Here is a 2114-nt window from a genome sequence, read left to right as displayed (position 1 = left end):
AGCCTGGGAACGAGTTAGAAAAATTAGTCCGCGTAGGCGGACTTGGCTTGCCCAGGCGCGATTTCAATCCCCCGCCTCCATCCCCCACCTTGCCGATTAGATTGGCGTTTGGGGTAACTCCCAATACTGTTGCAGAAACTCCAGTTTTTTCGCACTTCGGTCCGGTCGATCGCGCTTCATAATTTCCCGGCTGATATTCACCAGTTCGCGACTTTTCCGATTGGCTGTCCCCTTCGGCACATACCCGCGATCGCGTTCCGTAATTTCCAGTTGTTTCTCAAGCTCGGTTGTCGGGGGCAAACCACTGGCTAACTTCTCCTCATCCAAAGGAGCGAGTTTTGTCAGAGCTTCTCGATACAATTGCTCTAAAGCCGGATTGGCGGCACAAATGGCCTCCACCTCCTCAGAAACCGACTCCGCCTCCGGGTCATCTTCCAGCAACTCCCCCAGTTCTTCTAAAGCCTCCATATCATCCGCCGCCAGATCGGCATCCAGGTGGTGGAGGGCCAGCAACAAAGCGAGTAAAGTTTTGTCAAGATTGGAATTCATCATCGAGTCTATAGGTTAGAATGGCGATATTGCAACGGGGGAATCCGACATCTGCTTGTCAAACCTCGGTTTGAAATTAGCTCGCGTCGGCGGACTATAGCCCTACCTTGCACTCAGCCGCCCTTCGGGCGTCTACGGGCAAGGCTTTGCTAACGTCCGTATTTATCCCTACCCTGAGCCAGAGCCTTTTGAACATTATATCGCAGAATGGAATGATGAAAAGAGCTTTAGTCGTTGGGATTAACACTTATAGACATTTAAAAAACCTGGGAACCCCCGCCAATGATGCCAATGCGGTAGCCCGACGACTGCGGGAAATTGGCTTTGACGATATCAGACGGTTGCCTTCCGCATCCCATCCCCCCCTTTCAAAGGGGGGGCTAGGGGGGGATTGGGAAGCATGGCAGGTGGATTCCCAGAAACAATTGTGCCATCATGAATTAGAACAGGCGATCGACTGGTTATTTGCCATCTCGGAACCGGAAAAACAGCCTCCAGAAATAGCCCTACTATTTTTTGCCGGACATGGGTTGCGACAGGTGAAAGGTCACCTCACCCAAGGATTTCTAGCCACCAGTCGCGCCAACCCCGAGAGTAATAGCACCGAGAAATGGGGGGTATCCCTGCCATACTTGCGGCAAGTTTTAGAACACAGTCCCGTCAAACAGCAAATCGCGATTCTCGACTGCTGCCATTCCGGGGAACTCTTCAACTATCAAGAAGCCGATCCGGGACAATCGGAACGAGTGACGCGCTGTTTGATATCCGCTTGTGGCGCGCCGGAATTGGCGTATGAGTCCACCACAGCCGAACATAGCGTATTCGCCGAGGCATTATTGCAAGGGTTGCAGCAGGAGGGCGTCGTGAGTACCGTCACCCTCTCCCACTATCTCATCCAAGCGTTAGAACCTTGCGGGCAAACCCCAAAATGTCTCAATCGCGACGGCGAGATTATCTTAATCGACCCGGACAACGAACCGTCACGGGAACGCGAGAAAGCGGTAGTGACGGGGAAAAATCCCTATAAAGGATTGGCCGCCTTTCAAAAAGAAGACGCCCCCTATTTCTTCGGTCGCCAGAAACTGACGAAAACCTTAGTCAATCGCATCCATGACCACTCATTTTTGGCAGTATTGGGGATTTCTGGCAGTGGGAAATCCTCAGTAGTCAGGGCCGGATTAATCCCCGAATTGGAGAAAGGAGATCGCTTCCCCGACACCCAATCCTGGAAAATTTACCACCCCTTCAAACCCGGAGACGACCCCCTAGAGAGTTTAGCCCGCGTCTTGGTAGACGAATATCACTCCTTCGACCGGGTTAACGCCGAACTCGCCCAAGGGGCCGAAGGCTTACAACGGCTGATTGCCCAAACCGAAGCCCCGGCGGCGGTGTTGGTCGTCGATCAATTCGAGCAACTGTTTACCCAATGTAAAAGTCACGCCAAACGCCAACAATTTTTGGATTGTATCCTAGGTGCGATTGACTCCAACCCCCCCCTTTCCAAGGGGGGCCAGGGGGGATACCCCCCCCTTTCCAAGGGGGGCCAGGGGGGATACCCCCCCCTT

Annotated in this window: 2 protein-coding genes; one reads left to right on the top strand and one right to left on the bottom strand. The window is 53.2% G+C overall.

Translation table 11 applies throughout. The features are described 5' to 3' along the window. Positions 1-96 precede the first annotated feature (96 nt). On the bottom strand, positions 97-552 hold the full coding sequence (locus AC0QH1_RS00605) for a hypothetical protein (protein WP_324628792.1): 456 nt from the start codon (positions 550-552) through the stop codon (positions 97-99). A 209-nt stretch (positions 553-761) separates the two neighbouring features. Here AC0QH1_RS00605 and AC0QH1_RS00600 point away from each other — a divergent pair. Then, the coding region (locus tag AC0QH1_RS00600) for an nSTAND1 domain-containing NTPase (RefSeq protein WP_324628791.1) at positions 762-2114 on the top strand (1353 nt) is incomplete at its 3' end.

This window comes from Phormidium sp. CCY1219 (assembly GCF_055795085.1).
This window is presented reverse-complemented; position numbering and strand designations above follow the sequence as displayed.